This is a genomic window from Dermabacter vaginalis, from assembly GCF_001678905.1.
In the GTDB taxonomy this organism is placed as follows: Bacteria; Actinomycetota; Actinomycetes; order Actinomycetales; family Dermabacteraceae; genus Dermabacter; species Dermabacter vaginalis.
Window position 1 is genome coordinate 1,420,633 of sequence record NZ_CP012117.1, and the last position, 22,418, is coordinate 1,443,050.

Annotated in this window: 21 protein-coding genes; 7 read left to right on the forward strand and 14 right to left on the reverse strand. The window is 63.7% G+C overall.

Annotation, left to right across the window (positions count from 1 at the left end; translation table 11 throughout):
* The first annotated feature begins 423 nt into the window (after positions 1 to 423).
* The 5 genes from DAD186_RS06180 (at position 424) to DAD186_RS06200 (ending at position 7,835) form a co-directional block, all read left to right on the forward strand.
* Complete coding sequence (locus DAD186_RS06180) at positions 424 to 1,998, forward strand: cytochrome ubiquinol oxidase subunit I (protein WP_065247945.1); 1,575 nt, start codon at positions 424 to 426, stop codon at positions 1,996 to 1,998.
* A 19-nt stretch (positions 1,999 to 2,017) separates the two neighbouring features.
* Positions 2,018 to 3,106 (forward strand): cytochrome d ubiquinol oxidase subunit II, encoded by a 1,089-nt coding sequence (cydB, locus tag DAD186_RS06185; protein WP_065247946.1) that lies wholly within the window; start codon positions 2,018 to 2,020, stop codon positions 3,104 to 3,106.
* A 73-nt stretch (positions 3,107 to 3,179) separates the two neighbouring features.
* Positions 3,180 to 4,829: a thiol reductant ABC exporter subunit CydD gene (gene cydD, locus DAD186_RS06190; protein WP_065247947.1), complete on the forward strand. Its 1,650-nt coding sequence runs from the start codon at positions 3,180 to 3,182 to the stop codon at positions 4,827 to 4,829.
* Entirely contained in the window at positions 4,826 to 6,676 is a 1,851-nt protein-coding gene (gene cydC / locus DAD186_RS06195; protein ID WP_065247948.1) for a thiol reductant ABC exporter subunit CydC, read from the forward strand. Before cydD ends, cydC begins: the two co-directional genes overlap by 4 nt.
* The gene (locus DAD186_RS06200; RefSeq protein ID WP_065247949.1) at positions 6,654 to 7,835 is read left to right on the forward strand and encodes a sensor histidine kinase; all 1,182 of its coding nucleotides are present in this window, start codon (positions 6,654 to 6,656) and stop codon (positions 7,833 to 7,835) included. The genes cydC and DAD186_RS06200 overlap by 23 nt, the downstream gene beginning before the upstream one ends.
* A gap of 16 nt (positions 7,836 to 7,851) precedes the next feature.
* Here the strand turns inward: DAD186_RS06200 and DAD186_RS06205 are convergent, their stop codons facing one another.
* The 7 genes from DAD186_RS06205 to DAD186_RS06235 all read right to left on the reverse strand — a co-directional run bounded on the left by DAD186_RS06205 (position 7,852) and on the right by DAD186_RS06235 (position 14,300).
* A complete protein-coding gene (locus DAD186_RS06205; protein ID WP_065247950.1) occupies positions 7,852 to 8,475 on the reverse strand; it encodes a response regulator in 624 nt (207 codons plus the stop codon).
* A gap of 121 nt (positions 8,476 to 8,596) precedes the next feature.
* On the reverse strand, positions 8,597 to 9,559 hold the full coding sequence (gene mutM, locus DAD186_RS06210; protein WP_065247951.1) for a bifunctional DNA-formamidopyrimidine glycosylase/DNA-(apurinic or apyrimidinic site) lyase: 963 nt from the start codon (positions 9,557 to 9,559) through the stop codon (positions 8,597 to 8,599).
* Positions 9,560 to 9,566: 7 nt separating this feature from the next.
* Positions 9,567 to 10,316: a ribonuclease III gene (gene rnc, locus DAD186_RS06215; protein WP_065247952.1), complete on the reverse strand. Its 750-nt coding sequence runs from the start codon at positions 10,314 to 10,316 to the stop codon at positions 9,567 to 9,569.
* Positions 10,313 to 10,936 carry a YceD family protein gene (locus DAD186_RS06220; protein WP_065247953.1) on the reverse strand — a complete coding sequence of 208 codons (624 nt, stop codon included), beginning with the start codon at positions 10,934 to 10,936 and terminating at the stop codon, positions 10,313 to 10,315. The genes rnc and DAD186_RS06220 overlap by 4 nt, the downstream gene beginning before the upstream one ends.
* Positions 10,933 to 11,448, reverse strand: coding sequence for a pantetheine-phosphate adenylyltransferase (gene coaD / locus DAD186_RS06225; protein WP_065247954.1), 516 nt, complete (start codon positions 11,446 to 11,448; stop codon positions 10,933 to 10,935). The genes DAD186_RS06220 and coaD overlap by 4 nt, the downstream gene beginning before the upstream one ends.
* Positions 11,449 to 11,457: 9 nt before the next feature.
* Positions 11,458 to 12,039 (reverse strand): RsmD family RNA methyltransferase, encoded by a 582-nt coding sequence (locus DAD186_RS06230; protein ID WP_065247955.1) that lies wholly within the window; start codon positions 12,037 to 12,039, stop codon positions 11,458 to 11,460.
* A gap of 2 nt (positions 12,040 to 12,041) precedes the next feature.
* Positions 12,042 to 14,300: an ATP-dependent DNA helicase RecG gene (locus tag DAD186_RS06235; protein ID WP_065247956.1), complete on the reverse strand. Its 2,259-nt coding sequence runs from the start codon at positions 14,298 to 14,300 to the stop codon at positions 12,042 to 12,044.
* 214 nt (positions 14,301 to 14,514) lie between these two features.
* Between DAD186_RS06235 and rpmB the strand changes: the two genes are divergently transcribed.
* Positions 14,515 to 14,706: a 50S ribosomal protein L28 gene (gene rpmB, locus DAD186_RS06240; protein ID WP_065247957.1), complete on the forward strand. Its 192-nt coding sequence runs from the start codon at positions 14,515 to 14,517 to the stop codon at positions 14,704 to 14,706.
* Positions 14,707 to 14,846: 140 nt separating this feature from the next.
* On the opposite strand, the gene DAD186_RS06245 is transcribed toward rpmB, so the two are convergent.
* The 3 genes from DAD186_RS06245 to DAD186_RS06255 are packed head-to-tail and all read right to left on the reverse strand — an operon-like array spanning position 14,847 to position 17,637.
* Positions 14,847 to 15,506 carry a class I SAM-dependent methyltransferase gene (locus DAD186_RS06245; RefSeq protein ID WP_082991113.1) on the reverse strand — a complete coding sequence of 220 codons (660 nt, stop codon included), beginning with the start codon at positions 15,504 to 15,506 and terminating at the stop codon, positions 14,847 to 14,849.
* Positions 15,507 to 15,516: 10 nt separating this feature from the next.
* Positions 15,517 to 16,545, reverse strand: a complete 1,029-nt coding sequence (gene thiL, locus DAD186_RS06250) for a thiamine-phosphate kinase (protein ID WP_065247958.1) — start codon at positions 16,543 to 16,545, stop codon at positions 15,517 to 15,519.
* Positions 16,546 to 17,637: a GNAT family N-acetyltransferase gene (locus tag DAD186_RS06255; protein WP_065247959.1), complete on the reverse strand. Its 1,092-nt coding sequence runs from the start codon at positions 17,635 to 17,637 to the stop codon at positions 16,546 to 16,548.
* 66 nt (positions 17,638 to 17,703) lie between these two features.
* On the opposite strand from DAD186_RS06255, the gene DAD186_RS06260 reads away from it, so the two are divergent.
* Positions 17,704 to 18,240, forward strand: a complete 537-nt coding sequence (locus DAD186_RS06260; RefSeq protein WP_065247960.1) for a DUF3515 family protein — start codon at positions 17,704 to 17,706, stop codon at positions 18,238 to 18,240.
* A 12-nt stretch (positions 18,241 to 18,252) separates the two neighbouring features.
* Here DAD186_RS06260 and DAD186_RS06265 read toward each other — a convergent pair whose 3' ends face one another.
* From DAD186_RS06265 to murA, 4 genes are read right to left on the reverse strand one after another with little or no spacing between them, the layout of a single operon-like run.
* Entirely contained in the window at positions 18,253 to 19,353 is a 1,101-nt protein-coding gene (locus DAD186_RS06265; protein ID WP_065247961.1) for a D-alanine--D-alanine ligase family protein, read from the reverse strand.
* A 10-nt stretch (positions 19,354 to 19,363) separates the two neighbouring features.
* Positions 19,364 to 20,344: an NAD(P)H-dependent glycerol-3-phosphate dehydrogenase gene (locus DAD186_RS06270; protein WP_082991231.1), complete on the reverse strand. Its 981-nt coding sequence runs from the start codon at positions 20,342 to 20,344 to the stop codon at positions 19,364 to 19,366.
* Between the two features lie 22 nt (positions 20,345 to 20,366).
* Positions 20,367 to 20,960: a hypothetical protein gene (locus DAD186_RS06275; RefSeq protein WP_082991114.1), complete on the reverse strand. Its 594-nt coding sequence runs from the start codon at positions 20,958 to 20,960 to the stop codon at positions 20,367 to 20,369.
* Between the two features lie 33 nt (positions 20,961 to 20,993).
* Positions 20,994 to 22,310, reverse strand: a complete 1,317-nt coding sequence (murA, locus tag DAD186_RS06280) for a UDP-N-acetylglucosamine 1-carboxyvinyltransferase (protein ID WP_065247962.1) — start codon at positions 22,308 to 22,310, stop codon at positions 20,994 to 20,996.
* Between the last annotated feature and the right edge of the window lie 108 nt (positions 22,311 to 22,418).

Consider the following 22,418-nt stretch of genomic DNA (forward strand, 5'->3'; position numbering starts at 1 on the left):
CGCTGCTCTGGTCGAGCGCTGCGACACTCGGAGCCTTGCGTCACGGCCAAAGCGTGGCCGGAGCGGCACCCGAGTAACGGGGGATCCTTTACGCCGGATGCGTCAGCGTAAACATCGCTCCCAAGTATCGCATACGAGTGCGCGGATCGTTTGCAGGAAAGTCATCGTCGGACCGGGTTTCGCACCCGTGCCACCCAAGGTGACTGCGAAACTGCCTGCACCTCCCCCACACACCAAGGCTCTTTTCGCGAAGCACCCATTGCATAAATCGCGTGGTCAACACGGTAAAAATGCCTGTGAGGAACGCTAGTGAAGGAGTAGAATGACACCCAACAATGGCGGGGATGAAAGTCCCGACCCGCCAACCTTGAGGTTCCTAGCCTGAAGGTGAATCCCCCTGTCCCTCTCTAGAAAAGGACGCCCATGGAAGCGCTCGATCTCGCGCGGTGGCAGTTCGGTATCACTACCGTCTACCACTTCATTTTCGTGCCGCTCACGATTGGTCTCTCGCTCCTTGTGGCGATCATGCAAACGATCGCCGTGCGCGCGAAGGATCCCGCGAAGGCCGATTCGTGGACGCGCATCACGAAATTCTTTGGTTCGATGCTCATCGTGAACTTCGGTATTGGCATCGCGACCGGCATCGTCCAGGAGTTCCAGTTCGGCCTCAACTGGTCTGAATACTCCCGCTTCGTGGGCGACATCTTCGGTGCACCCCTTGCTCTCGAGGGGCTCGCGGCCTTCTTTATGGAGTCAACCTTCCTCGGTCTGTGGATCTTCGGCTGGAACCGCCTCCCGAAGGGCTTGCATCTCCTCACGATCTGGATGGTGGCACTCGGCACTACTCTTTCGGCATACTTCATCATCGCCGCGAACTCCTTTATGCAGCACCCCGTCGCCGCGGTGTTCAACCCTGAGACGGGCCGCGCCGAGCTCGACCCGTCACAGGGCGGCATCTTTGCACTCCTCACGAATGTCACAACCCTCGCGGCCTTCCCCCACGTGATCGCGGGCGCATGGCTCGTGGCAGGTTGCTTCGTGACCGGTATCGCCGCCTGGCACATGGTGAAAAACCACAAGCGCGCCGAGGACCAGGCCCTGACGAGCGAGGATCAGGCCGCTGCCGCCCACCTCGCGAAGAACGTATGGCGGCCCGCGACTCGTTTCGGTGTGCTCGTCATGGTCCTTTCCGCCGTCGGCCTTTTTGCCTCGGGCGACTTCCAGGGCAAGCTCATGTTCGAGCAACAGCCCATGAAGATGGCGTCCGCTGAAGCGCTGTGCCACACCGAAACCGGCGCGAACTTCTCGATCCTCTCGGTCGCGGGTCCCCGCGCTTTCTCTCAGGACTGCGCAGACATCTCCCACGTCATCGAAGTCCCCTACGTGACGTCGATCCTCGCGACGAATGATCCGAACGCGACACTCAAGGGCGTGACCGAGCTCAACGCCGAATATAAGGAGAAATACGGCGCGACCGCCGTTGACGCGAGCGGCAAAACCGTCGAGGTTGACTACCGCCCGAACCTCTTCGTCACCTACTGGTCGTTCCGGCTCATGATCGGCTTCGCAATCTTCTGCGGCATCCTCGCCGTCTGGGCCTTCTGGATCACGCGTGGCAAGGGTGAAAACGCCCGAACCTCGGGCTCGACCTGGTTCGCGCGCTTCGCGATCCTCGCGATCCCCATGCCGTTCCTCGCGAACGCCTTCGGTTGGATCTTCACCGAGATGGGCCGCCAACCGTGGATCGTCGCGCCTTCACCCGATGGCGACCCGCTCGTACGACTCCTGACGATGCAAGGCGTCTCCGGCCACGAAGGCTGGCAGGTCATCGTCTCGCTCGTGGTCTTCACGCTCCTCTACGGTGTCCTCGCCGTTGTGTGGTACTACCTCATGCACAAGCAGGCCGTCAAAGACATCAAGGCTCCGCGCTCGCACTTGGCGAAGGAGAGTGCAGCTCCCGCTGAGCTCGATACCCCGACCATCAGCTTCGGCTACTGAGAGAAAGGAGTAGACAATCATGGAAGCAACGTTCCTACAGACCCTGTGGTTCATTCTCGTCGCAGTGCTGTTCCTCGGCTACTTCGTTCTCGAAGGCTTCGACTTCGGCGTGGGCATGAACGTCTTCGCGCTTGGGAAAGGCGAAGAAAAGCGCAAAAACCAGATCATCACCACCATCGGTCCCGTGTGGGACGCCAATGAGGTGTGGATCCTCGTGGGTGGCGGCGCCCTCTTCGCGGCTTTCCCCGAGTGGTACGCGACGATGTTCTCGGGCTTTTACCTTGCGCTCATCATCATCCTCGTGGCACTGATCGTGCGTGTCTGCGCGTTCAAGTACCGCAACAAGGTGGAAAGCGCCTCGTGGAAGTTCGCATGGGACATCTGCCATTTCATCGGCGGTCTCGTTCCGGCCCTCATCTGGGGCGTGGCAGTGGGCAACATCGTTCGCGGTGTCAACATGGAGGCGAATGCCGGTGGCAAGAGCGTCGTCACTGATTCGCTCTTCGACCTCCTGAACCCGTTCGCGCTTCTCGCAGGTGTGGTGTTCGTGCTCCTCTTCTGGCTGCACGGCACGCTGTTCCTCGCTCTTCGTACTACTGGCGAGGTTCGACACGACGCGAACAAGCTCGCGGGCGTCATCGCCATCCCGACCATCGTCGCGGCGGCAGCGTGGGTCCTGTGGGCCCAGCTCGCCTACTCGAATAGCGCCTGGACGTGGATCCCGCTCGTCATCGCGGCACTCGCCCTTATCGGGGCGTTCGTGCTGAACCGCGCAGGGCGCGAGGGCCTCGCATTTGCCTCGACGTCGGTCGCTATCGGCTTCGCCACGATCATGGCCTTCGGCGCGATCTTCCCGAACGTGCTCCCCGCCGCCAATGATCCGGCTCTCTCGCTGACCGTCATGAACGCCTCGAGCACCGAGTACACTCTTCGGGTCATGACGATCGCGACCGTCATTTTGCTCCCGATCGTTCTCGCCTACCAGGCTTGGGCCTACTGGGTCTTCCGCGCTCGCGTTACGGGCGAGGGCTTCCCGTCCGCCCACGCGGCGAACCTCGCGCGAAAGGCGAAAGAGGGCTACCGCGAAGCCTTCGATACGGAAAGCTAAACCTCCTTTGGCCAAACGACAGCCTCCACTTGATCCGAGACTCCTCCGCCACGTTCATAGCGCTCGCGCGCATGTGATCCGCACGGTTGTTCTCGGCCTCGTGGAGGCTGTCTGCGCTATTACGACCGCGTGGTGCGTGGCCTTGCTCGGTTCCGATTTGCTCGCCGAGCGCACGTGGCCACACGAGAACCCACTCCCCCTTGCGATCCTCGCAGCAGCCCTTCTCATGCGCGCAGCCGCCGTGTGGTACACGCAAGCCACGGGTCATCGCGCCGCCACCGATACGATCGGAGAGCTTCGCCGCGCCGTCGTGGAAAAGAACGCGGCTCTTGGCCCCCGCGGACGCTCCGGCGAGGCAGCCTCGACCGCGGCCCTCGCCACTGCGGGACTCGAGAACTTGCGCCCCTACCTCACGGGCTACGTGCCCCAACTCGCCCTCTCGGCAACCGTCACCCCACTCGCGCTTCTCGCGATCGCCGTGTGGGACGTCACGAGCGCCATCGTCGCGTGCATCGCCCTCCCCCTCATCCCCATCTTCATGATCCTCATCGGGAAAATGACCGAGGGCTCTTCGGCACGCTCTCTTGCCACCATGCGCACCCTGTGGGCGGAAACTCTCGACCTCGTCGAGGGCTTGCCGACACTCCGCGCGCTCGGGCGCGCCAAAGGCTCCGAAAGGATCGTCGCGGATCTTGGCGAGCGCCATAAGAAGTCCGCGATGACGACTCTCGCGTGGGCGTTTCTTTCGAGTTTCGCTCTTGAACTGATCGCTACTCTCGGCGTCGCTCTCATCGCTGTCTCGATCGGCTTGCGCCTCGTAAGCGGCGGCATGGAACTCTTTCCCGGGATCGCCGTGCTCGTGCTCGCGGCCGAGGTGTACCTCCCCTTGCGCCTCGTGGGCCAACAGTTCCATGCCTCGACGGACGGCCTCGCGGCGGTCGATGCCGCCTTCGAAGTGCTCAACACTACTGCCGCAATCGAGGCAGAAACGACCGGAACACCCCGTCTACGCCCCGCGCCTGACCTGGCCCACACGAGCATCGTGCTCGATGACCTGAGCGTCGTGGGCCGCGACCGCCTCGCCCCCGCACACCTCACGTGCACCATTCGCCCGGGTGAAATCACGGCGCTCCGCGGGGCGAGCGGTGAAGGGAAGTCCACCACGATCGCAGCGATCCTCGGTCTGCTCGCTCCCACCTCTGGAGCCGTCACGCTTCGCACAGCACACGGCGAGACCATGGCGCTGAACACCATCGACCGAGAAAGTATGTGGGCGCAGGTCGCGTGGCTTCCGCAGCGACCGGTTGTGGGCCCAGGATCCCTCCGCGAGATTCTCGAACCCGCACTTCCCGCCGATGCCGACACCACTTCTCGCGGGGCCCAAAAACTCCTTGAGCAGGCCGCACATGCCACGGGCCTTGACGCCCACGTCATCGACGTGCACGGTTGGGACGTGGAACTGGGCCGCGGTGGCACGGGACTTTCCGTCGGCCAGCGCCAGCGCGTTGCCCTCACCGCAGCGCTCCTCGAAGCCAAGCCTCTCGTGATCCTCGATGAACCGACCTCTCACCTCGATGGGGCGAGCGAAGCGATGATCGTGCGCTTGCTCGAAACTCTGCGTGAGGGCGGCTCGAGCGTCCTCGTGACCGCGCACAGGCAAGCCCTTCTCGACATCGCCGACCAGGTCATCGACGTGCGCGCGGGTGAGGTGGTGGCCTCGTGAAGTTCTCCTCCCGCGCTCTTACACGCATGCACGAGCTTATGGAGATCGGCCCACGGCAGCTCACTGCGGCAGCCGCGGCGGGCGCCGCAACGCTCGGGAGCGCTTTCGCCCTCGCCGTCGTCTCCGGCTACCTCATCACCAAATCGTGGACGATGCCGCCCGTTCTCGACCTCACGGTTGCCGTCGTGTCCGTGCGTGCACTCGGCATTTCCCGTGGCGTTTTCCGATACTTCGAGCGGCTACTCACGCATGATACAGCGCTCACCGGCGTGTCACGGCTACGCACCAATATGTACGCTGGCCTCACGAGCGCGCCCCCAGCTCTCGCGGGTCGACTCAAACGCGGCGACCTGCTCGCGCGCATCGGAGACGACGCCGAGGATATGGCCAACGACGTCATTCGCGCGGTCGTTCCCGCCCTCGTCGCGCTCGTCATGGCGGTGGCGATTCTCGCGACGATCGCGCCGTTTTCTCCTCTCGCGGCACTCGCGATGCTCGCCGGTCTCGCCTTTGCGACCATCATCGCCCCCTTCTTCGCCTTCCGCGCCGCACTCAGGGCAGAAAATGACCTTGTCGAGGCCAGGACCAACCTCCACACGCTCTCTCTTTTTGCCCTCGAGAACGCCGACGTGCTTCGCGTGCGAGGCCAGTGGCAGGAGACTCTTGCCGACCTCGAATGCGCACAGAACCGTTTCGATAGCGCGCTCGACAAAGCGGCCATCCCCTCGGCCTTCGCGCGAAGCAGCACTCAGATCGCCATGATCCCCGCGCTTTTAGGCTCGATCCTCGCCGCGGGCGGCGTATATCACCTCGAGACCGCGGGCCTGCTCGGCGGTTTCATGGGCCACACAGCCGGCATCATCGGGGTCATCATTCTTGCGCCCCTCTCAAGTTTTGAAGCAGCCTCGGTGCTTCCGCAGGCGGCAAGCCAGCGCGCGCGTTCGATTGTTGCGGCAGAGCGTCTTGCGGAGCTTGACTCGGGCGATTCCCCCGTTGCCTCCGCGTTCGACACCACGGGCAGCTCGAGCGTACGCGAGGCCTTGAGGGCTGCGAGTGAAGACGCGCAGTCGGCTATCGAGAGCCCGGCAACCGTCGGACCAGCGAAGGCTTCCCCTTCCCCCGCGCCTGCACGCCGTGAACGGCCAGAACCCGCCACCCTCACCGCAGCCGCGCTCACCACCGGATGGAGCGCGGAGCGCCCCCTCGCACACGCGCTCGAGTTGAGCTTTGCCCCCGGAAGCCGCACCCTCGTCTACGGTGCTTCGGGTCGCGGAAAGTCCACCCTCGGCCTGACCCTCGCCGGTCTCCTGGCCCCCCTGAGCGGTCACGTCACGTACGGCGGCGTGTCCCTCACCTCGCTCAATCCCACCGAGCTCGCTTCCCGCGTCACGTTTTTCGCCGAGGACGCACACGTGTTTGCCACGAGCCTGCGAGAAAACATTCGCGTGGTGAGGGGTGACCTCACCGACGCGGAGATCACTAAAGCCCTTGCCCTCGCCGGTCTCGACGCATGGGTCTCCAGCCTCCCATCGGGGCTCGACACGATCCTTGGAAGCGGCGGTGAGGATGTTTCTGGTGGCGAGCGACGAAGGCTCCTTCTCGCCCGCGCGATCGCGCACGCTGCTCCCGTCACGATCCTCGACGAGCCCACCGAACACCTCAACCTCGGCCTCGCGTCCGCACTCATGGAGGGTATCCTCACCCCCGGGCGGTTCTTCCCTGCCGATTCCACGGTCATCGTGATTACGCATGATCGACGCTTCACGGATTCGGGAGCGGCGGTTCTCGATCTCGACGCCCACAGCACGCATGAAGGGAGCACCCATGTCAAAAGCCACGAGAATTAGCGAGCTCACAGCAGCGGTTCTCAACGCCGAGGATCCCGACGACCTGCTCGATCTGCTCGCCGACACCGCCTTCGACATTCTCGCGCCGGACTCGCTTCTCGTGCTCCTCCCTCTCGACGATTCGACATGGGTGTGCGAGCTCGTTCGAGGGCGTTTCGCGCAAGAGCTTCTCGGGACTTCCGTATCCCACGCCTCAGGAAGTTCCAAGGCTGCGCGTCTTCCCTTCGTCCTCGACTACGACTCCCCCGATGACCTCAAGAAGCTCACGTTGAACGACCTCACTCACGCTCTTGCCGGTGAGCAGTTCGGCGGCGGCGAGGTCGCGGACTCTACCGTGGAGGCATGTCCGATTGACGCGGGAGCCGCAAGGCGGGGACTCCTCATCGCCGCTCGCCTCACAAAGGAGGGGTCCGACGCCCCCTTGGCCTTCACCGAGACCGAGTCGGTGAGCGCTGCTTCGCTCGCTACTCTTTTTTCGTTCGCGCTCAATGGAGCGACGGGCCGCAGTGCGATCGAAGATGACCTCAATAACGAGCGCAACCGCATCGCGCGCGATCTCCACGACCTCGCCATCCAAGAGCTTTTCGGCGTAGGGATGCAGCTCGAGACCGTCATGGCGCAAGCGTCGCGCTTTCCCGAATATTCCGATGAGGGGCCGGTGGCGACGAGCCTCAAGGACTCGGTGGCAGGTATCGAACGCTCAATTGCGGAGATCCGCGGGATCGTTCAGTCTCTGCGTAACGAGACGATCGAGGTGACACTATCGCAGCGGCTTCGCCACGAATGCGGCCTCGCGATCGCTGGCCTCGGCTTCGTGCCATCGCTCCAGCTCAATGCGCCGATCACCGAGATCGATGCGATCGAGGGTGAGCTCAAGGAAGATGTCGTTGCGGTCGTCAAGGAATGCCTCGCGAATGTTGCTCGACACGCGCACGCGAGCGCGGTGTCGGTCAATATCACGCTCTTCAAGGAGGGCGTGGACACGGTCATTCAGGTGAACGTGAGCGATAACGGTCGGGGCATAGATCCGAGCATCACGCGCCGTTCGGGACTCGCGAATATGGGCTCGCGCGCACGGCGCCATCTCGGTTGGGTCGACTTCTACAACCTCGACCCGGGAACGATGGTGAGCTGGCGCGCGACGGTCGGCGCTTCCTAAACCGGAAGCAGCGATTCTACTTCCAGTCGGCGCGGCGGCGGGCTACAACCCAAGCCGCCACCTGTGTGCGGCGCTGCAGCCCCATCTTGTGAAGGATGCCCGTGATGCGGTTTTTGACGGTTTTCTCGGCGACACCGAGCTGATCGGCGATCTCGCGGTTGGCGAGGCCGTCACCGATGAACTCGACAATGCGGCGTTCGACGGCGGAGAAGTCGAATTCGTCTTCGTTCGCACCACCCGCGGGCCACGCTGTTTCACCGTTCGCCACTTTGATGATCGTCGAGATGATCTCGTTTGAGCGCACGGACTTGAGCAGGAGGCCGGAGGCGCCGGCTGCGCGTGACTCGCGGATCGCCGCATCGTCGTTGAACGAGGTGAGCACGAGCATGGTCTGGTTCTCGTTCTCCTGGCGTGCCGCGTTCATCACATCGATTCCGGTGCCGTCGGGAAGTTGGAGGTCCGTGACGAGAATGTCCGGCTGCACGGCGGGGAGCCGACGCTTGGCTTCGCCCACGGTGCTTGCTTCGGCAACGACGCTGAGGCGTGCATCCGCGTCAATGACGGCAACGATGCCGCGACGCACGACTTCGTGGTCATCGACAATCATGACGCGGTATTGATCGCCGCTTACTTCGCTCACGCGCTATTCTCCAGTTCGATCGATCGGGTCGTCACATTCACTACCTGGACATCTTAGCCGAACAGGGACCAAATGCCCGCGCAAAACGGCGATTTGCGGGCGGTCTGCCTCACCACCGTTTTTAGCGGCGGCGCTGGCAGTAAGGGCAGAGATGGCTCGAGCGGTTTTGAAACTGGACTCGTACGAGGGCGCGGCCGCAGCGTGGGCACGGCGTGCCGTGCTTACCGTAGGCATTGAGTGATCGCGCGAAATAGCCGCTTCGGCCATCGACGTTCACGTAAAGTGCATCGAAACTCGTGCCGCCCACCTCAAGGGCACGGTTCATGACATCGCGGCACGCACGAAGAAGCTCCCTGATTTTTCGGCTTGAGATCCCATTCGCTGATCGTGCAAAGTGAAGCTTCGCCTCCCACAGCGCCTCATCGGCGTAGATATTGCCCACGCCGCTCACCGTGCCCTGGTCGAGGATCACCGATTTGATGGGGGCGCGACGCATTCGAATGCGACGCACGAGGCTTTCCTCGTCGAGGGCGGGATCGAGCAGGTCTCGAGCGATGTGCGCGGCGCTCTCGGGAATGAGCGGGAGCTTCGTGCCAGTGCCCGCCGCGAGCCCATCGGGGGTGTTCACGAGCGGGCTCACGTGCATCCCGCCAAAAATCCGCTGGTCAAGGAAATCAATCCGGCTGCCGCCAGCCATGTGGAGGCGAATCCTCAGATGCTTCTCCGGATCGCTTGCGGGGCCCTCGCTCACGTGCGGTTCCGACGCTTGGCTCGCCCCACGCCCTGCCCCGTCGCGAACACGAAGCTGGCCGCTCATGCCCAGATGTATGACGAGTGCTTCGCCATGCGGCGGAGGAATCGAGGGAGCGCAGCCCGCGTCGGACAGCGGCGCCCACAGGAACTTCCCTCGCCTCGCAACCGAGCGGATGCGGCGTCCCTCGAGCTGACGCACGAAACTCTCTGCACCGCCAGTGTGGCGCTTGAGCGAGCGCGCATCGAGCACTTCGACGCGTTCGATCACGCGCGAGGCCACGTACGGCTCGAGGCCTCGACGAACGACCTCAACCTCGGGAAGCTCGGGCATAAAGCGCTCAGTCCTCGAACATCGTGAAGGTTTCGCCCCGCGCGCTGTAATAGGCAAGAACGGCCCTGCGGGCGGCCTCCATCTCGGCGCCTTTCTTGCTCGTTCCCTCACCCGCACTCGCGAGCGAGTCGCCCACGCTCACGTGTGCGCGGAAGTGCTCGGCGTCGCCCTCGGTCCACGTGTCATACGTGTAGGTGGGAACGGCGTCGAGCAAAGCCCCGATTTCCTGGAGCCGCGACTTGTAGTCGAAGGCACCGAGCATGAACGTATCGTCGTCGAGGATGGGCGAGAGCAGATCGAGAACAAAGACACGCGCGGCTTCTGCGCCAAGACTAAGGTGCACGGCTCCGATAATCGCCTCAACAGCATCCTCGAGAACCGAGTCGCGATCGCGGCCGCCCGTGAGCGCCTCACCCTTGCCGAGCTTGAGGTATGCGCCGAGATTGTGCAACCGCGCGATGTGCGAGAGCGCACGCGTACTCACGACCGTCGAACGGCGGCGTGAGAGCGAGCCCTGGGGAGCATCGGGAAAAGCGCGATAGAGGTGATCGGCAACGGCGAGGCCCAAGACAGCGTCGCCAAGGTATTCGAGGCGCTCGTTTTGCGGGCACTCATCATGCTCGAAGCTGTACGAGCGGTGCGTGAGTGCGAGATCGAGCAGATCGGGATCGAGCTCGCCTTTGAGCGGGAGCGAGGCAAGGAGCTCGGAGCGATCCTCGAGATGGGGAACGGCCTTCCGTTTGCTCTTGCGGCTCACTTCTCGCCGCCCTCGCTCTCCTCATCGTTCTCGAGGAAGCCGGCGAGCGCGGCAAAGCGCGGGTCGTACACCACGTGCTCGTGGTCGGGGTCTTCTTCCATGCGCTTGCCGCACTGCGGGCACAGGCCCGGACAATCTTCACGGCACAGTGGCTGGTAGGGAGCGGCCATGGCGAAAGCATCGTGCACGAGAGGACCGAGATCGATCACGTCGCCCTCGAGCACGGGAACGTCCTCCTCTTCGAGCTCCGCGGGAACTTTCTCGGGGTAGGTGAAGAGCTCGTCGAAGCGCACGTCGAGGCGCTCCTCCACGGGGTCGAGGCAACGCGAGCATTCGGCGTGCACGTTCGCGCGTGCGCTGCCCGTCACGTAAATACCTTCGTCAACCGATTCGAGGCTCGCTTCAACCTCGATCTCATCCCCGGGCCTGACGGCGAATTCGGGGTCGCCTACGGGCTGCGCGGAGGTCGCCGTGCGGCTTACGGTGCGTTGCGAACCAATTTTGTGGATGAGGTCGATCGCGTCGATCTCGAGATCGAGACCCGCGTTGAAGGGCTTCTCAGCCTGGGCTTCTTTGGTGTTGTGTGGGCGCCTCGTGCGCCCGTCCTTCGTGTCGGTCATGAGTGCTCCTTTGAGTGTGCGGCGGAATGGGCATGTGCGGCCTCGAGTGCGCGAGCGGAGGCGGCGGGGAGGTACGGCGTGATGTCGCCACCGAGCGAGTAAATTTCGCGCACGAGCGAGCTTGAGACATGCGCGAGGGCCGGATCGGTAAGCAGGAACAGGGTGTCGAGCTCGCCGAGATCCATGTTCGCGCGCGCCATGGGCTCCTCATAGGCGAGGTCCTGGGCGTTTCTGAGTCCCTTGACGAGGTGGGTCGCCCCAAGCTTTTTTGCACCGTCCACGAGGAGACCGGCGGGGAGCTTTTCAACGCTCGCCTTTTGGGCGAGTCCCTCGCTTTCGAGCGTCTCTCGGATCGCTTCGGTGCGCGCATCGAAGGGGATGCTCGCGCGCTTATTGGGGTTGTGGGCAACGGCGACGATGACGCGATCGCTAAGCGCGTGCGCGCGCCTCACGAGGTCGAGGTGGCCGAGCGTAAACGGGTCGAATGAGCCCGGGATGAGCGCGGTGAGCATGCGTTAAGCCTACCGGCTTGCCTCCGTAATCGCAGGGTCGAGGTAGGTGAAGTATTCGACTCTCGTGTCGCCGAAATTGCGTTGTCCTTCGTCCACGAAATACTCGGGCAGCAAGGTCGGCTCACTGCGGGCGGAGCGTTCGAGAACGATCGTCGCCTCGTCCGCAAGCTGTCCCGCCTCTCCAAGCCCGGTCACAAGGCATGCAAGCTGGTCTGTGGCAACGGCGTAGGGCGGGTCGGCACACACGAGGGTGAAGGGCCCTTCGGGCCGGGGTCCGACGCTTGCCTGGCCACACTCGATCCTGAGCTCATTTTCGAGGCCAAGCGCGCGTGCGGCCTCGCCGATCGCTTTCGCCGTGGGGCGATGAGCTTCGACGAGAACGGCAAACGCGGCGCCGCGCGACAGCGCTTCGAAGGCGAGTGCGCCAGTCCCTGCATAAAGGTCGAGCACCGTGGCGCCCTCCACTGCTCCCCAGGCGTCGAGCCTCGAGAACATCGCTTCGCGCACGCGGTCGCTCGTGGGCCGCGTGCGGTTCGTGGGAGGGGACGGCACGGTGCGTCCCCCAAGCCTTCCGGCGATGATACGGGGCACGTTCAGCTCCTTTCGAGGTCGTCGACGCCGCGAGCGCTGTGACGCGCGATCGCGGAATCGAGGGCGTCGTGTTCGCTCGGGGTGGGCGGTGTGAGACTACTCGAGGTGAGGGAGCCTCGCGCAAGAGCCTCGGTCACGAGCGCATCTTCGCGGGCCTCGAGGATCATGCGCGCGTCACGACCCACGTCGAGGAAGCGCACGGCAACGGACGTTCCCGACTGAATATCGCCCACGAGATCGCCGCCACCGCGTCGTTCGAGGTCGAGTTCGGCAAGGGCGAAACCATCGGTCGTCTCCGCAAGCTCCGTGAGCCCTTCATGTTGCGCACTCCCCCGGCCAAATTGCGTCGCAAAAAAGGCGATCCCCGGATGGGTCCCGCGCCCGATTCGACCGCGAAGCTGATGGAGCTGGGCGAGTCCGAAACGCTCGGCATCGAGCACGACCATGACGCTCGCATTTGGCACGTCGACCCCCACTTCGATGACCGTGGTTGCCACGAGCACGTCGATCTCGCCTGCCGCGAAAGCCTCCATGCGCTCACGCTTGACGTCGCTTGGAAGCTTGCCGTGCAGCTCTTCGATGCGGAGGGAATCGAACCCCGGCTTCGCGCGGAGCATGTCGAGAGTCGGGGTAACCGCGTGGAGCGGGTGCTCGGGTCCGAGGGCGAGCAAGGAGGGGTCGCCAGGACCGCCAAGCGCCTCCGCCTCGCTCACCTCACTCACCTCATCAGGATCGATGCGCGGACACACCACAAACGCTTGACGCCCCGCGCGGATCTCTTCGAGCGCGCGCTCCCACATGCGCTCGCGCCATGCGTCGTCTCCAAGAGGAACGACGAACGACGAGACTTCCGTGCCTTCGCGCGGGCGTCCCTTGAGCGTCAGTGAATCGAGATCGCCTACGAGGGCGAGTGCCGCGGAGCGGGGGATCGGCGTTGCGGTCATCACCAGCATGTGTGGGCGCAGATGCCCCGGTCCTTTCGAACGCAACTGCCGGCGGTGATCCACACCGAAGCGATGCTGCTCATCAATGATCACGAGGCCGAGCTTCAAAAAGTCGACGTTCTCGGTGAGCAGCGCGTGGGTGCCCACGGCGATCCCAGCTTCGCCGTTCATGAGGTCGAGCAGGCTCTCTCGGCGCTCGGAGGCCCTTTGTGCGCCCACGAGGAGCCGCACGCGCGTGGCCGCTTCGTGTGCGTCCAGGTGGCCGTGGCGCGCGAGGTCGCCGAGCATTGTGGTGATCGTCGCGAAATGCTGCCGGGCGAGCACCTCTGTTGGGGCGAGAAGCACCGCCTGGTACCCGGAATCGACAGCGCGCGCCATGGCGCGGAGCGCTACGACCGTTTTCCCCGAACCGACGTCACCTTGAAGGAGCAGGGACGTGGGGTGTGGCTCGGCGATCCTCTCGGCGATCTGGTCGCCCACCTCTTCTTGCGAGGGTGTGAGGTCGAACGGTAGGCGTTCGTCAAGGGCCCGACTGAGGTCGCCGTATGTCGCGAGTGGCGGCGCGGAATCCGCGACGTCCTGAGCCCTGCGCCTCGCAAAGATCGACTGGATAATGAAGGCTTCCTCGAATCGAAAGTAGCGTAGGGCCCGCTCGATGTCCGCACTATTGCGGGGTGCGTGAAGAAGCCGCGCTGCCTCTTGGATTCCCGGCAGGTCGCGCTCATGCCGGATCGCCTCGGGGACCACCTCGCGCAGATCGCCCGCATGCCGCAGAACTTTGGAAAAAAGCGACCGCATCACCTTTTGCGTCACCGAACCGCGAAGCGGATACACGGGAGCTGGCTCGAGCGCCTTCGCAATATCGCGCTCTTCCTCCGCAGAAGGGTTCTCCGCGAGAAGCACGTAATCGGGGTGGGCGATTTGGTTCTCACCTCGATAGCGCGAGACGGTTCCGCTCACAAGGATCCGCGTGCCCTCGCGTAGGCGGCTCATGTGCCAGCTCACGAGGTGCGCCTTGAAGAGGAAGAAGGTCAGCTGGATGCTCTCTCCCTCGTCATCGCGCACACGCACGTCCAAGAGGGTACCCTTGCGATTCTTCATCGTGCGCTCTCGCGTGCGCTCAACGGTCGCGATCACCGAGATATCCTCGCCTTCGTTCAAATAGCGAAGGTCGCGCAGAGGGCCGGGTGCAGCGTAACGGCGTGGAGGAACCCTCACGAGGTCCTCGAAGTTTCGCGCGCCGAGCCCGCGTGCGGCAGCGCTTTCCTTAGGGGTGAGGAGGCCCGCGGGGAAACCGTCGGCCTTCGCCTGAACCACGCATGCTCCTTCCGCGCCGTCGATACTCACCGCATTCTTTCACGCCCCACCCACCGGTGTGGCTGACTACACAGGGGTCGCGGGCGCATCCCTATCGCTCTTCACGCGCAAGTGGGCTATGCTTTTGGGGTTGCCCAGCGCCACGCGGCTCGATCCGCTGCATGAGCCTCGGCGCACAAGATCAAGTACGTTAGCGATTATTCAGGAGAACACCGTGGCTTCCAAGTGTGACATTTGCGCCAAGGGCCCGAGCTTCGGCAAGAGCGTTTCCCACTCGCACCGTCGCACCTCGCGCCGCTGGAGCCCCAACATCCAGTCCGTGCGCACCGTGATCGGCGGCACCCCGAAGCGCCTCAACGTGTGCACCTCGTGCCTCAAGGCCGGCAAGGTTCAGCGCGCCGCCTGAGCATCCGGGCGCTGCCCGAGCGAAAGCTTTGACAAGGACCTCCCCCAGGGGAGGTCCTTTTCGCATGCCGCGGGATCGTGATTTCGTAAGGAAGCTCCCCCGGTGCAGCCCCACACGATTTGATTTCCGGCTAAGCGCCTCTATTCGTGAGCATCCATCGGAGAAATCACGACCGCAAACCCGGGATCATCGCTCGCGGGCCGCAAATCCCAGGTCGAATATACCTGCGGGGCCGTGAAGCCCGCTGCCGAGGCATCCGCAACATAGCTCTCGAGCGAATACCCGCGCGCGGTGCCGAACCCCGCGACGAGCCTGCCTCCGGGGCGCAGGAGCCTCGCGAAGTTCTCAAGCACGCGGCGCCTGTCGCTTTCGGCGATGAACGCCACCACATTGCCCGCAGCAACGATCACGTCGAACGAAGCGAGTGCACTCTCCCCCAGAAGGTCGCAAGCATCCGCGAGGTCACCCGCGATCCACCTGGGCCCGGGCGACGTTTGCGCGGCATAGGCCACGAGCGTGGGATCGAGGTCGATACCCACAACGTCATGGCCGCGCCTTGCGAGCTCCGCGCCCACGCGGCCCGTGCCACTTCCGGCATCGAGAATTCTCGCCTCGCGCGGCGCAAGTGCATCGATCAGTCGTGCCTCACCGTCGAGGTCCTTGCCCGCTTCACGCATGCGCTCCCAGCGCGCGATGTACCACTCAGAATGACCAGGATTGCGCTCGAGGTTGCGGGTCCACTGGGACTTTCCACGCGAGTTGGAGGCGGAGTTCGTGGGAATTATTGGCATGGAAGACATGCCCCCCACCCTAGAGGGAAAAATGGTCCCATCCGTGCATCGCGAGCGGAGCGCCGTCGAGCAACACGGTCCCCTCCCCCTCGCACGGGAGAACACGGCCAATCTCGCGGAATTCGGCGCGCACCTCGGTGCTCTCGGCCCACACGTTCGCAGGGAAGGTCGCAAGCATGAGGTGTTCCTCCCCCGAGCCGAGCACCCACTCCATCGCGTCTACACCGCAAATATCGGCGAGTGGAGCAAGGAGGGCCCGGTCACTTTCAAGAGCGGCTCGTGAAAGATCCAAATTTACGTCGCTCGCACGAGCGATCCGGCTCGCATCGCGCACGAGCCCGTCGGAGATGTCGATCATCGCGCTCGCCAATCGCCCCGCGCCCCACCCCGCTGAGAGGTCAGGCTCGGGTGCGAGGTGCCACGCAAGTGCGCGCTTGGCGAGCCTCGCGACCGCTCCACCCCCGGCTTCAATATCTGGCAGGGTGGCGTCGGCCTTCCCGAGCACCTGCGCGAGACCGGCACTGCTGAGTCCGAGTAGGTCCCCGCCCACCGCAAGAACGTCCCCGGCCCGTGCGCCCGAGCGCACAACGGCCGTGCCTGGCTCCCTAAGCTCGCCGATGGCCGTGATCGAAATCGTCAGCTCACGCGCCGTACCGAGATCCCCGCCAATCACCGAAGCGCCGAGCGGGTGTGCCTCGAGCGCGATTCCCCCAGCGATCCCCTCGAGCACCGCGATTGGCGTGTTTTTACCCGCGAGAACAGTCGTGAGCAGCCAGCGTGGCTTTGCCCCCATCGAGGCGACATCCGCGAGGTTTTGCACCGCAGCCTTGCGGCCTATGCTCACGGGATCAGAAGTACCGAGAATGAAGTCGTATCCCTCGACGATCGCATCGGTCGTGAACACGAGCTCCCCAGCGGCGCGAACAACGGCGCAGTCATCACCAGGGCCCACGATGACCGCATCATCGCGATGCTGAAAAAACGGGACAATTCGCTCGAGGATCCCCGCCTCACCAAGCTCGCCGAGGCTTGTCTCGTGCTGCCGCACTCAGATCCCTCGAAGCTTTCCTTCGAAGGTGATCTCCTTCGCGACCGTACGATAGCCAAGGCGTTCGTTCACGGCGTTCATATGGGTGTTCGTGTGGTTCGTGTACGTGCGCAGCACATCGACCTTCGACTCAGTTTCGGTCAGGAGGCGATGCGTCATGAGCTTAAGCGCGAGGCCAAGATTATGCCCGCGGTGCTCGGGCATGACCAGGGTGATGGCCTGCTCGCCAAGTCGCGAACCATCCTCGCGAAACATCACGTACGACGTCCCAGCAAACGAGCCGTTCGACGCGAGGGCTACCGCCGTGAGGCGGCGATAGCCACGCTCAGCGCTCCTCGCTTCGGTCGCTCGGACCCGCTCCTCGTCGTACTCGGGCTTCTCAAGCGAAGAATCCTCAGTCGGGGCATCCGCGAACATCTGATTCAGCAGCACACACCACTGCTCCATGTGCTCCTCAGGGACGTCCCCCTCCCAGGTAATGATGCGGTACTTGCCAAGGGAAGCTTCAACCTCGACGTGGAGGTCTTCGACGAGGTCGCGATCGAGCGGGAGCGAAACCGTGCTCACGAACTCCGTGGCGACCTTCGCGAGGCCAAGCCGGGTCGCGATCCTCGCAGCAGGAAGTTCCTTTTCCCCCTGGGTTGAATCCACGTGGGTGAGCGCATAGCCGACAGCCTTCGGACGCTCCTCGTGCTTCATGATGTCCCGAAGAGCATCCGTGAGCATCGTGCCAATGCCCTTTCCTCGCCACGCCGGGTACACCACGAGGTCGATTTCCTGCGTATCGGTGTTCTCCGCGAGAGGGAGCTCAAGTTCAGCGAGTCCGGCGATCATGCGCGCACCTTCAAGGCTCTCAACTTCGGCCACGAGGTGGTAGGAACGCTTCCGATCGGTGTCCTCATGTTCGACACGAAGCTCAGCGGGCGTGCGACGCTCGTGGGAGCCGCAGAATTCTTCGTCGAGCACGCGATGAAGATCCCAGTACTGCTTGAGCTCGGCGTCGCTCGATTCGTCGAGGAATCGCACAGTGACGTGCGGCCCTTCGGGAAAAAGCTGCTCGGTGCGGGGCGTCAGTGCGTACTTCTCGCTCATGGTCACAAAGATTATCAGCTTTCGTCCAGGCACTCACTATGCGGTCAGAGAGTTAGGCTGGTGTTCATGATTGACACACCCACGGCTGCCGCTCGCCCGCGCCACGCCTTGTGCGCGATCACCAGCGTGCTCGCGCTCGGGTGCGCCCTTACCCTTACCGCGTGCGGCGCCGTCGCTGTCCCACCCCCCGAAGCCAACCCCACACACCCTCGCTGCGCGGAGATCATCGTGGCACTTCCGGAGGTGCTCCTTGGCCTCAGCCGCAGCGAAACCACCGCCCAATCAACAGCGGCCTGGGGCTCGGGAGAAGACACAATCGTGCTCCGGTGCGGCGTGGCCCCACCCCCGCCGACAACCGACCTGTGCACGACAATCGCCTCGCGAAGTGGCACGGAGATCGACTGGATCGTCAAGGAAGACGACAAGCGCGGGATCGTGCACATGACGACCTACGGTCGCGAACCCGCGGTTGACCTTACCGTGCCGCGCGAAGTTGCACCGGATCAACCAAGTGCGGCAGCGATCGACCTCGCCGGCCTTCTTTCGCGCATTCCGCAATCGGGAGGCCGATGCCTCGCGTTCGACGACGCTGAAGAGCTCTGAGAGCAACAGCCCCTAGCGGAGCCCCACGCCACGGTCGAGCGCGTTGTCAATCAGGCGTGAGATCAGGTCGGTGTAGGAAAGTCCCATGTTCTCCCACAGCACGGGGAACATCGAGATCTGGGTGAAGCCCGGCATGGTGTTGACCTCGTTGACGATGATGTCGCCGCCATCGGTCACGAACACATCTACACGCGCGAGCCCCTCGAGCTCGAGAGCGTCGAATGCACGTGCGGCCACCTCGCGCACCGAGGCGATGTGGGCCGCGGGAATAGCCGCGGGGATATCGATCGTGACGGTTCCCTTGCCGAAGTACTTCGATTCGTAGTCATAAAAAGCGAGGTCTTCGCCGATCACGACCTCGCCCGGAAGACTCGTGCGCGGCGCCTGCCCGCTCTCGCCCTGGAGAACACCGCATTCCACCTCGCGCCCCTCGACGCCCTGTTCGATGAGCACCTTCGGGTCGAAGCGGAAGGCCTCATCGAGGGCAGAATCGAGATTCTCGAGGGCATCAACCTTCGTCACGCCGAAGCTCGAGCCCGCGCGCGCCGGTTTAACGAACAGCGGAAAAGCGAGGCTGGAAGCGCGTTCGCGCACCGCCGCTCGAGGTTCACTCGCACGTGCGACGACCCCGCGGGCGACGTTGAGACCCGCACCTTCGAGAATGCGTTTCGTGAAGTCCTTATCCATCGATACAGCGGAAGCAAGCACGCCTGAACCCACGTAAGGGACGTCCCATAGTTCAAAGAGTCCCTGGATTGTGCCGTCTTCGCCGTAAGGGCCGTGGAGAAGCGGAAACACCGCGTCGATATCGGCGAGATGCTCAAGGCGCCCGCCATCGCGCACGACGCGCAGCTCCACTTTCCCCTTACCAAGGCGCGATTGTTGGAGGATGATTTCGTCGCCCGAGTCTGGCACGTGCGGGGCAGTGCCATCCGTGATCTGCCAGTGGTCGGGGTCACCCGTGACCTCAACGAAACGGCCCTCGCTTGTCACCCCGATCGGGACAACGGTGAAGCGCGAGCGGTCAATCTGGCGCAGAATACCGCCCGCGGTCACGCACGAAATGCCGTGCTCGCTTGAGCGACCGCCAAAGATCAGCGCAATGGTATGCACGTGAGCTCCTCTATTCGAATCGGACGGAACGCGAAAGCAGTGCGCTCGTCACCTCGGCAATGTTACGCCCGCAATCAACCACATCGACCAGGGCGCGCGTAATGGGCAGGTCGAGATGCGAGCGGTCGGCGAGGTCCGCCACAGCTCTCGCCGTGGGTACGCCTTCGGCGGTTTGTCCGACGCTTGCTTTGGCTTCCTCGAGGCTCTGCCCTTCACCGAGTGCCTTCCCGAGCCGGAAATTCCGCGACAAAGGCGACGCACACGTGGCGACGAGATCCCCCATCCCCGCGAGACCGGCAAAGGTCGAAGGTTCGGCGCCGAGCGAAACCCCGAGCCGCGTAATTTCGGCAAGGCCGCGCGTGATGAGCGACGCGCGAGTGTTATCGCCATAGCCGAGGCCGGCCGCAGCGCCCACGGCGATCGCGATGACATTCTTCATCGCGCCCGCGACCTCGATTCCGGTCACGTCTCGACTCACGTACGCGCGAAAATACGGGGCGGAGCACCATGAGGCCACTTCGCGAGCCGTGATCTCGCTCGTGGAGGCAATGACCGAAGCACACGGTTGCTCGCGAGCAATCTCGCGAGCAAGGTTCGGGCCGGACAGCACCGCGATGAGATCTTCGCTCACAGCGCCGGACTGCGCGATGATCTGCGACATGCGCTCGTCGCTTCCCCGCTCGATGCCCTTGATGAGGGAAACGACGGGAACGCGAGGCAGGCGTGGCCACGCCTCAAGGCATGCCCGCAAGGATTGGGCGGGAACCGCAAGCACGATGCCGCGTGCCCCTTCGAGAACATGAGCGATATCGCTCGAGGCTTCGATTCTCGCGGGAAGATGTAGGCCGGGCACGTAACTTGCATTCTCACGAGTCTTCGTGATCTCTGTGGCGAGTTCCTCGCGGCGTGCCCACAAACGCACGTCGTTGCCGCCCTTGGCGAGCATATGCGAGAACACCGTGCCCCAGGAGCCAGCGCCAAGAACGGCGATGTGCCCCGTGCATGCGCCCGCGCTACCGGGAACGTTCACCGTCACCCGACGCCAGCTGGCGGTTGCGACGAATGCCGCGCGTGATACTCGCACGTCGAGGCCTGCCTGCCGAGAGCCGCGCAGCCTCCCGGCGCCTCAGGGTGGCCGGTGCGCGCTTCGCGAGAGTGTGGATCGCCGAAGCGTGCATCATGCGGCGCGGCCCGAACGTGAGACGGCCGCGGATCGTGCGGTATTTGACTGCGGTGGTGATGCGCACGAGGTCGCCGCCGGGCTCGACGGCCACACCGATGCGGATCGTGAGCGACGGTGTGTCGTCAATAATGAGCGCTTCCGCACCCACGACCTCGCTCACGAAACGCTCACGCTCGGGCGGGGGCACGAGATCGAAGAGGCGAATAGCCTCGTCACGCACAGCTCGAGCGCCGCGCGAGGTCAGCGTGGCGTTCTCATGGGAAAAGATTGCCTCGGCCCACACACGCGGATCGGGCTCATCCACCCCTTTCGTGGGCACGATGACCACATCGCAGTAATCCGGTACCGGAATATCGCGAAGCGCAAGCGACGTGTAGCGCCCCTGGGACGCTTCGGTCACGCGCACGCCAGGAATATCGTTCACCGCTGGCTCCTCATGTCGAGAGTCGATGAGTTCTCACTCTTCCCAAAAATCCGCGCCAAGCTTCGTGAGCTTGTCCCTGAATGATTCGTAGCCTCGATCAATGAGGTCGATTCCGTGAATCTGCGAGGTGCCGTCGGCACCAAGCGCCGCGATCAGGTAGCTGAACCCGCCGCGCAGGTCCGGAACCGTGATTTCCGCACCCTTGAGCGGGCGCGGACCATTCACGACGGCCGAGTGATTGTAGTTGCGCTGGCCGAAACGGCAACGCGAACCACCGAGGCACTCGCGATACACCTGGATCTGGGCACCCATGTCGTTGAGGGCGCTCGTGAAGCCGAGGCGGTTTTCGTAGACCGTTTCGTGGACGATGGAAATACCGTTCGCCTGTGTGAGGAGCACGACGAGTGGCTGCTGCCAGTCGGTCATAAAGCCCGGGTGAACATCGGTCTCGATCGCCGCAGAGGAGAGCCCCTCGCCCGTGTCGTAGAAGCGAATGCCGTCGTCGTGAATGTCAACGCCGGCGCCGATCTTCCGCAGCACGTTAAGGAACGTGCCCATGGCCTTCTGCTCTGCACCGCGCACGAACACGTCGCCATGCGTCACGAGGGCGGCGCATGCCCAGCTCGCGGCCTCGATACGGTCGGGGAGGCAGCGGTGGCGATAACCGTTCAATTTCTCCACGCCTTCGATCACGATCGTGCGATCGGTGCGAAGCGAAATGATCGCGCCCATCTTTTGAAGCACCGCGATGAGGTCCTCGATCTCGGGCTCAACGGCGGCGTTTTCGAGTTCTGTAATGCCCTGGGCACGCACGGCCGTGAGCAGCACCTGTTCGGTGGCGCCGACGCTCGGATATTCGAGGCGGATCTTCGCGCCGCGGAGCCCATCGGGTGCCGTGATGTAGATCCCGTGTTCGCGCTTATCGACATGCGCGCCGAAGTTGCGCAGCACGTCGAGGTGATAGTTGATCGGGCGCGTGCCGATGCGGCATCCACCGAGATCGGGAATCACGGCTTCGCCGAGGCGGTGCAGCAACGGGCCGCAGAAGAGAATCGGGATGCGTGAGCTTCCCGCGTGCGCGTCGATATCGGCCACGTGCGCGCGTTCAACGTTGGAGGGATCCATGCGGAGGGTTCCCGCCTCTTTGTCACGCTCGATCTTGACGCCGTGCACGCGGAGAAGTTCACTCACGATCCGCACATCGCTGATGTCAGGAACGCTCGTAAGGAAACTTTCGGTTTCGCCGAGGAGCGCTGCAACCATGGCCTTCGAAACCAGGTTCTTAGCACCGCGAACGGTGATCTCACCTTCGAGCGGCTTGCCGCCACGCACATAGAAGCTTGAGGTCATAGTGGAGTTGATTCCCTTTCCGGGCTGAGCCCACAGGTAACCGTCTCACCATACCGAACAGCCCTGTGGAAATAACGGCACATCGGCACCGTGTACGCCGAGGGCGCA